Annotated in this window: 8 protein-coding genes; 5 read left to right on the forward strand and 3 right to left on the reverse strand. The window is 74.9% G+C overall.

What is annotated here, in order from left to right; translation table 11 throughout:
- Positions 1 to 19 precede the first annotated feature (19 nt).
- From ACIWVC_RS04510 to ACIWVC_RS04520, 3 genes are all read right to left on the reverse strand, one after another.
- Positions 20 to 1,678 carry a DUF885 domain-containing protein gene (locus tag ACIWVC_RS04510; protein WP_396449527.1) on the reverse strand — a complete coding sequence of 553 codons (1,659 nt, stop codon included), beginning with the start codon at positions 1,676 to 1,678 and terminating at the stop codon, positions 20 to 22.
- Between the two features lie 66 nt (positions 1,679 to 1,744).
- Positions 1,745 to 2,440: a LysE family translocator gene (locus ACIWVC_RS04515; RefSeq protein ID WP_396449528.1), complete on the reverse strand. Its 696-nt coding sequence runs from the start codon at positions 2,438 to 2,440 to the stop codon at positions 1,745 to 1,747.
- 99 nt (positions 2,441 to 2,539) lie between these two features.
- On the reverse strand, positions 2,540 to 3,331 hold the full coding sequence (locus ACIWVC_RS04520; protein ID WP_396449529.1) for a hypothetical protein: 792 nt from the start codon (positions 3,329 to 3,331) through the stop codon (positions 2,540 to 2,542).
- A gap of 268 nt (positions 3,332 to 3,599) precedes the next feature.
- Between ACIWVC_RS04520 and ACIWVC_RS04525 the strand changes: the two genes are divergently transcribed.
- The 5 genes from ACIWVC_RS04525 to ACIWVC_RS04545 are packed head-to-tail and all read left to right on the forward strand — an operon-like array spanning position 3,600 to position 7,786.
- The gene (locus tag ACIWVC_RS04525) at positions 3,600 to 4,616 is read left to right on the forward strand and encodes an AAA family ATPase (RefSeq protein WP_396449530.1); all 1,017 of its coding nucleotides are present in this window, start codon (positions 3,600 to 3,602) and stop codon (positions 4,614 to 4,616) included.
- Positions 4,613 to 5,647, forward strand: a complete 1,035-nt coding sequence (locus ACIWVC_RS04530; protein WP_396449531.1) for a DUF58 domain-containing protein — start codon at positions 4,613 to 4,615, stop codon at positions 5,645 to 5,647. The genes ACIWVC_RS04525 and ACIWVC_RS04530 overlap by 4 nt, the downstream gene beginning before the upstream one ends.
- The gene (locus tag ACIWVC_RS04535) at positions 5,644 to 6,591 is read left to right on the forward strand and encodes a VWA domain-containing protein (protein WP_396449532.1); all 948 of its coding nucleotides are present in this window, start codon (positions 5,644 to 5,646) and stop codon (positions 6,589 to 6,591) included. Before ACIWVC_RS04530 ends, ACIWVC_RS04535 begins: the two co-directional genes overlap by 4 nt.
- 14 nt (positions 6,592 to 6,605) lie before the next feature.
- Entirely contained in the window at positions 6,606 to 7,220 is a 615-nt protein-coding gene (locus ACIWVC_RS04540; protein ID WP_396449533.1) for a class I SAM-dependent methyltransferase, read from the forward strand.
- Positions 7,217 to 7,786 carry a TrmH family RNA methyltransferase gene (locus tag ACIWVC_RS04545; RefSeq protein WP_396449534.1) on the forward strand — a complete coding sequence of 190 codons (570 nt, stop codon included), beginning with the start codon at positions 7,217 to 7,219 and terminating at the stop codon, positions 7,784 to 7,786. Before ACIWVC_RS04540 ends, ACIWVC_RS04545 begins: the two co-directional genes overlap by 4 nt.
- Positions 7,787 to 7,812: the final 26 nt, after the last annotated feature.

A 7,812-nucleotide genomic window follows, 5' to 3' on the forward strand; every position in this document is an offset into this window, starting at 1 on the left:
CGTGTCCGGTCCGCCGGGCTCAGACGCGCTCCAGCTCGGCGCGCAGCAGGTCCAGGCCCATCGGCCCCAGATCCAGCGCCCTGCGGTGGAACTCCTTCAGATCGAACGCCGCGCCCGCCCGCCGCCGCGCCGCCTCACGCGCCTCCAGCCACACCCTCTCCCCCAGCTTGTAGGCGATCGCCTGCCCCGGACGCCCCAGGTACCGGTCGATCTCGAACGCCACCGCCGAATCGGAATCGGGCCCCTTGCGGGACCGCAGGAACGCGAACCCCAGCTCCGGCGTCCACCGCTCCCCCTCGTGGAACCCCGCCCCCGCCGGGATCGGCAGCTCCAGATGCAGCCCGATGTCCAAGATCACCCGCGCCGCCCGGAACCGCTGCCCGCCCGCCAGCATCCCCAGCCGGTGCGCCGGATCGGCGTAGTACCCCAGCTCGTCCATCAGCCGCTCCGCGTACAGGCCCCACCCCTCCGAATGCCCCGGATGCAGCTCGCTCGACAGCCGCTGGAACCGGTTCAGCCGCGGGTTCAGCGTCGTCACCCCCAGCTGCAGGTGATGGCCCGGCACCCCCTCGTGGAACATCGTCGTCGGCACCGTCCACGTCACGATCTCCGCCGCCGGGTCCTGCACCGTCCACCACACCGTCCCCGGACGCGACAGGTCCTCCGCCGGCGCCAGATAGTAGATCCCCGATTCCACCGGCGGAATCCGGCACTCGATCCGCCGCAGCGGCTCGGGGATGTCGAAATGCGCCCCGTCCAGATCAGCGATCGCCCGGTCCGCCAGCTCCTGGATCCACCCCCGGAACGCCTCCGCACCCGCCACCCGGTACGCCGGATCGGCGTCCAGCGCCGCCATCACCGCCGGCAGCGGCTCCCCCGGCAGGATCTCCGCCGCCGCGTCCGCCATCTCCGCCTCGATCCGCGCCAGCTCCTCCCAGCCCCACGCGTACGTCTCCGCCAGATCCAGCTCCGTCCCCAGGAAGTCCCGCACCCCCAGCCGGTACCGGTCGCCGCCCAGCGCGTCCCGCTCCGGCGCCCGCGGCGCCAGCGTCCCGGTCAGGAACGACCCGAACTCCGCCAGCGCCGCCGACGCGCCCCGAACCGCCGCCGCCAGCTCCTCCGCCGCCGCGCCCGCGGGCGCACCGGCGCCCCGCCGCGAGGCCAGGCCCGCCAGATACGCCGGGAACTCCGCGCACTCGCGCGCGTTGCGGACGACCTGCCGCCGCGCCGCGACCCGCCCCTTCGCGCACGCCCGCTCCAGCGACACCCGCAGCCCCGCCAGCGCCCCCGGAAGCGCCCGCAGCCGCGCGCACAGCGCCGCCCAGTCGGTCTGCGGCCCCCGGTCCAGCAGCTCCACCGCCATCCGCAGCCGCTGCACCGGCCCGTCGGTGGTGTCCAGGAAACCGTCGCGCACCCCCGCCTCGTCCAACGCAACCTCGACCTCGAGCCGCTCGCGCATCACCGCCGCCGCGACCCGCCCCGCCTCGCCCTCCACCGGCACCCGCCCCAGCTCGGCCAGCGTCCGCCGCACCAGCTCCGCCCGCGCCGCCACCCCGTCCGGGCCGTAGTCGGTCAGCCCAGCGTCCTGCCCCGCGATCCCCATCAGCGCCGCCAGGCACGGATCCAGCGCCGCGAACTCGTCGGCGTACCGGCCGGCCAGGTCATCCAGTGCGGTCATCGCCCCAGGCTACGACCCGCCCCCACAAAAGTGATCATGGAAATGTGCCAAAACGCCCGACGGGACTCAACGCGCCTCCACCGCCAGCCGCACCCCCAGGCCCACCAGCACCACGCCCGACACCTGCTCCAGCCGCCGCCGCACCGCCGGCCGGCCCAGCACCCGCCGCGCCGCCCCCACCAGCCACACCACCACCGTGTACCACGCCAGGTCGATGAACGCCCACAGCACCGAGAACCCCACCAGAACCCACACCACCGGCCACCCGGCCGGCACGAACTGCGGCAGGAACGACACCGCGAACACCCCCGCCTTCGGGTTGGCGAAATTCGTCACCAGCCCCAGCCGGTAGCACCGCCACCCCGGCAGCCCCGCGCCGCCCTCCGGCTCCGCCCCCGCCCCGCCGGACGGGCCGCCCGACACCTCACCGGACGCCTCACCGGACACCCCACCCGACGCCTCGCCGCGCCGACCGCCGCGCCGCGCCTGCAGCAGCGCCCGCACCCCGAACCACACCAGCACCGCCGCGCCCGCGATGCGCAGCCCGTCGTACGCCAGCCGCGACGCCGCCAGCAGCGCCGACAGGCCCACCGCCGCCGCCAACCCCCACAGCAGCACGCCCGTCTCGTTGCCCAGCACCGTCGCCAGGCCGCAGCGCCGCCCCGACCGCATCGACTCCCGCATGATCACGACCGTGCTCGGACCCGGCACCATCGCGACCAGCACCGCAGCACCCACGAACGCCAGCAGACTCTCCACCATCCGCCCATCCTCACCGCCCGCACCCCACCCGCGCAACGGGAATTCACCCGCCGGCGGCCCCCGGGGCCCGCAATCAGCGCACGGCCACCCGCGCGCCCGTCACAGCGGCGGGCCGTCGTCACCGCCGCCGCTGCCCGACGGCGAACCCGACGGCGACGGGCTCGGCGCCGGCGTCGACGGCCCCTGCGACGGCGACGGGGACGGAGTCCCCGGCCGCGGAGCCTGCGGAGGCTGCGGGAACGACGGCGTCGGCTCCGGCGGAGCAGGCGGCGGCTCCTCCACCTCCGGCTGGCACGCGAACAGCACCGCCAGCAAGAGCACCAGCACCAGCAGCCCCGCCGCCAGCCCCAAGACCCCCGCCACCAGGTTCCGCTCCGGCGCACGCTCCCCCACCGGGGCCGGAACCGCCGGCGCCGGCCGCGGCGGCTCCTCCAGCGCCGGCTCCCCCGACCCCAGCCAGTACGGCTGGAACTGCGGCCCCCGCCGCCGCCCGCCCCACCACGTGCGGCCCGACCCCTGGAACACCACCGGCTCCAGGAAACGCTCGGCCCCCGCCCGATCGGCCTCGTACAGCGTCGCCACCCACGGCGCCGGCCCGTCCGGCTGCGCCGCCACCACCGGCGCCGCACCCTCCGGCCCGGCCGCCGGTCCACGGCCCGGGCCGACCCCCGCCCGGCCCGCCGCCGGAACCGCCGCGTTGATCGCCGCACGGAACCGGTCCCGCGCCGCCGCGTCGCCCGCCGCGCCGCGGTTCAGCACCGCCACGCTCGCGCGCCGCCCCGCACCGTCCACCCCGAGGAACACGATCCCCGCGGCGGTCTCCGACAGGCGCGCCGACAGACGGAACGGCCCCAGCTGAACGGGGTCACCCGGCGGCAACGGCCTCGACATGGCCGCAACACTAACAACCGCGCCCCCCGGCCGCGCCCCGGCGACCACCCCCGCCGACTACGCCCGCCGACTACGCCCGCCGACTACGCCCGCCGCCCGGGCCGCCCCCAGCGCACCCCCATGGAACGCCCCTGAACCGATCATCGCCCGCGCGCACGTATCCCGAACGAACGGGTACAAGTGATCGCGTAGGGTCGTAACACACCCACCCGGCACACGACGGACAGGCCCGCCAGCGGCCACCAGGGACAGCGAGGGGACTCCCACCATGACCATCCCCGCCACCGACGTGGACGAGGCCGCGGAACTCCTGCAGAACACCCTCGCGGAGGTCAAGAAGGTCATCGTCGGCCAGGACCACATGGTCGAACGCATGATCGTCGCGCTCCTCGCCCGCGGCCACTGCCTCATCGAAGGCGTCCCCGGCGTCGCCAAGACCCTCGCCGTCGGCACCCTCGCCGACGTCGTCGGCGGCACCTTCGCCCGCCTCCAGTTCACCCCCGACCTCGTCCCCTCCGACATCGTCGGCACCCGCATCTACCACCCCTCCACCGAGCAGTTCGACGTCGAGCTCGGCCCCGTCTTCGTCAACTTCGTCCTCGCCGACGAGATCAACCGCGCCCCCGCCAAAGTCCAGTCCGCCCTCCTGGAGGTCATGGCCGAACGCCAGGTCTCCCTCGGCGGCAACACCTACCCCCTCCCCAGACCCTTCATCGTCCTCGCCACCCAGAACCCCATCGAGTCCGAAGGCGTCTACCCCCTCCCCGAAGCCCAGCGCGACCGCTTCCTCATGAAGATCGACGTCCACCACCCCGCCGCCCACGAGGAACTCCAGATCCTCCAGCGGATGAGCGTCGACCCGCCCGAAGCCACCCAGATCCTCGACACCGACCGCCTCGCCGGCCTCCAGCGCGCCGCCGAAGAGGTCTCCGTCCACGAACTCATCGCCGACTACATCGTCCGGCTCGTCATGGCCACCCGCGAACCCGACCAGTACCGCCTGCCCGACCTGCGCAGCGTCATCGAGATCGGCGCCAGCCCCCGCGCCACCCTCGGCCTGGCCTCCGCCGCCCGCGCCCTCGCCCTGCTGTCCGGACGCGACTACGTCCTGCCCGACGACGTCCGCGCCGTCGCCCGCGACGTCATGGCCCACCGCCTCGTCCTCACCTTCGACTCCCTCGCCGACGGCATCGACCCCGGCGACGTCATCGCCCAGATCCTCACCGCCGTCCCCCCGCCCCGCGTGGTCTGGAACCACGGAGCGGCGGCGGTGACGACCGCATGACCACCCGCCCCACCCCCGGCAGGCGGCGGCGCGGCGGCAAGCTCGCCCACCTCGCCCCCGAACGCACCCTGCGGCGGCTGGAACTCCAGGTCACCCGCCGCCTCGACGGCCTGCTCAACGGCGAGCACCTCGGCCTCATCCCCGGCCCCGGCACCGAACTCGCCGAAGCCCGCCTCTACCAGCCCGGCGAGGACGACGTCCGCCACATGGACTGGGCCGTCACCGCCCGCACCACCACCCCGCACGTCCGCGACCTCGTCGCCGACCACGAACTCGAGGCCTGGGCCCTGGTCGACCTCACCCCCAGCATGGACTTCGGCACCGGGACCATGATCAAACGCGACCTCGCCGTCGCCGCCCTCGCCGCCGTCGGCTTCCTCACCGTCCGCCTCGGCGACCGCGCCGGCGCCTACCTGCTGCACGCCGACGGCATGCGCCGCTGGCCCGCCCGCACCGGCAAGGCCGCCCTCTACGCCCTCCTGCAGGCCGTCCTGGACGCCCAGTCCGTCCACGACGGCGCCCACCGCGCCGACACCGCCCGCACCGCCGCCGCCCCCCGCGACCTCGCCGCCGCCATCACCTCCCTGCACCGCGGCCAGACCCGCCGCGGCCTCCGCGTGATCATCTCCGACTTCCTCGCCCCCGACGGCGCCGACCCCGCCCCCGCGGGACAGGACGGCCGCCCCGACTGGGAACGCCCGCTGCGCCGCCTCGCCGCCCGCCACCAGGTCCTCGCCGTCGAGATCATCGACCCCCGCGAACTCGACCTCCCCGACGTCGGACTCGTCGAGATGGCCGACCCCGAGACCGGGACCGTCCACGAGATCGTGCTCAGCCGCCGCGTCCGCGAACGGTACGCCGCCGCGGCCGCCGCCCAGCGCGAGCGCACCCGCGCCGCCCTGCGCCGCTGCGGCGCCCACCACCTGGTCCTGCGCACCGACCGCGACTGGATCGCCGACGTCGCACGCTTCGCCCTCCGCCAGCGCCGCGCCGCCGGCCGGCCAGTCACCACAGCGGGAGTGCGCCCATGACCTTCCTGTCACCCGAACGCCTCTGGCTGCTCGGCCTCCTGCCGCTGCTCGCCGCCGCCTACGTGCTCGTCCAGCTGCGCCGGCAGCGGTACGCCGTGCGCTTCACCAACCTCGCCCTGCTGTCGCAGGTCGCCCCGAAACGGCCCGGCTGGCGCCGGCACGTCGCCGCCGTCCTGTTCCTCGCCATGATCACCCTGATGATGGTCGGGTTCGCGCGGCCCGCGACGTCGGTGAAGGTGCCCCGCGACCGCGCCACCATCATGGTCGCCGTGGACGTGTCGCTGTCCATGATGGCCAGGGACGTCTCGCCCAGCCGGTTCGAGGCGGCCAAGGCCGCCGCCAAGAAGTTCATCGGCGACCTGCCCGCCCGCTTCAACGTCGGCGTCGTCGCGTTCGCCGGCAGCGCCAACCTCGTCGCCGCGCCGTCCGCCGACCGGGAGGCCGCCATCGCCTCCCTCGACCAGCTCGTCCTGGCCAAGCGCACCGCCATCGGCGAGGCCGTGTTCACCTCCCTGCAGGCCGTCCGGTCGTTCGACGCCGAGGCCCGGCAGGACCCGCCGCCCGCGCACATCGTGCTGCTGTCCGACGGGGACAACACCACCGGCCGGTCCGTGCAGGAGGCCATCGACGCCAGCCGCGTCGCCCACATCCCCGTCTCCACCATCGCGTTCGGCACCCCCTACGGCACCGTCGACATAGAGGGCGAGACCACCAGCGTGTCGGTCAACAAGGAGACGCTGCGGACCCTCGCCGACAGCACCGAGGGCAAGGCCTACGAGGCCGCCGACGCCGGGCAGCTCGACGACGTCTACCGCAACATCGGCAGCTCCCTCGGATTCAAGACCGAGCACCGCGACGTCGCCGCCCGCTACACCGGCATCGCGCTGCTGTTCGCCTTCGCCGCCGGCGGCATCTCCCTGGTCTGGTTCTCCCGCCTGCCCTGATAGCGTCGGCGGCCGTGGGGGATCACTACTTCGCCGAGCGGCCGGGCGCCGCCGGCAGGCGCCGCACCGTCGACCTCGTCCTGCCCGACCTGCACCTGCGGCTCGACACCGACAGCGGCATGTTCTCCCCCGACCGCGTCGACCCCGGCACCCGCGTCCTGCTGGAGACCGTCCCCCCGCCCCCGCAGGACGGCGACCTCCTCGACCTGGGCTGCGGGTACGGGCCCATCGCGCTCACCCTCGCCAAGCGCTCCCCTTCGGCGATGGTCTGGGGCGTTGACGTCAATCGGCGGGCGTTGGAGATTGCTGAGGGCAATGCCAAAACCGCGGGCCTTGACAATGTAAGGTTCAGGTTGGCGGACGAGATCGACCCCGCGCTGCGGTTCGCCGCGATCTGGTCGAACCCGCCGATCCGCATCGGCAAGGCCGCCCTGCACGGCCTGCTCCTCGCCTGGCTCCCCCGCCTCTCCCCCGGCGGCCTCGCCCACCTCGTCGTCCAGAAGCACCTCGGCTCCGACTCCCTCCAGCGGTGGCTGACCGGCCAGGGCTTCCCCGCCGAGCGGATCGCCTCCCGGTCCGCCTACCGCGTCCTGCGCGTCTCCACCAGCACGGAAGGCCCCGCCCGATGAGCAGCAGCACCCCCGGTCCCGCGAACACGCCGCAGCAGGGCCGCCGCCAGCTGCGCGCCACCGACGTCAAGCGCCTCAACCGCGACTGGCGGCGCCGCACCGGCGCCCGGCTCGGCCTGCTCGTCGAGTCCGTCACCCAGCCGTACAACATGGGCTCGATCATCCGCAGCGCCGCCGTGTTCGGCGTCGAGCACCTGTGGCTCGCCGGCAACGCCACGCCCCCCACCCACCGCGGCGTCGCCAAGACCGCCCTCGGCACCGACCGCCTCGTCCCCTGGGAGCACGCCGGCACCCCCGCCGAGGCCGCCGCCGCCGTCCGCAAGGAGGGCCTGCGGCTCGTCGCCGTCGAGCTCGCCACCGACGCCGTCCCCCTGCACGAGGCGCCCCTGGACGGCGACGTCTGCCTCGCCGTCGGCGGCGAGGACCACGGCTGCTCCCCCGCCCTGCTCGCCGCCGCCGACGCCGTCGCCTACATCCCCCAGATCGGGCGGGTCGGCTCCCTCAACGTCGCCGTCGCCACCGCCATCGCCCTCGCCGAGGCCCGCCGCCGCGAATGGAGCGCCTGACTCCCGGAGCGCACCTCCCGGAGCGC

Origin of the sequence: Actinomadura sp., assembly GCF_044508335.1 — a bacterium.
Taxonomy (GTDB): Bacteria; Actinomycetota; Actinomycetes; order Streptosporangiales; family Streptosporangiaceae; genus Spirillospora.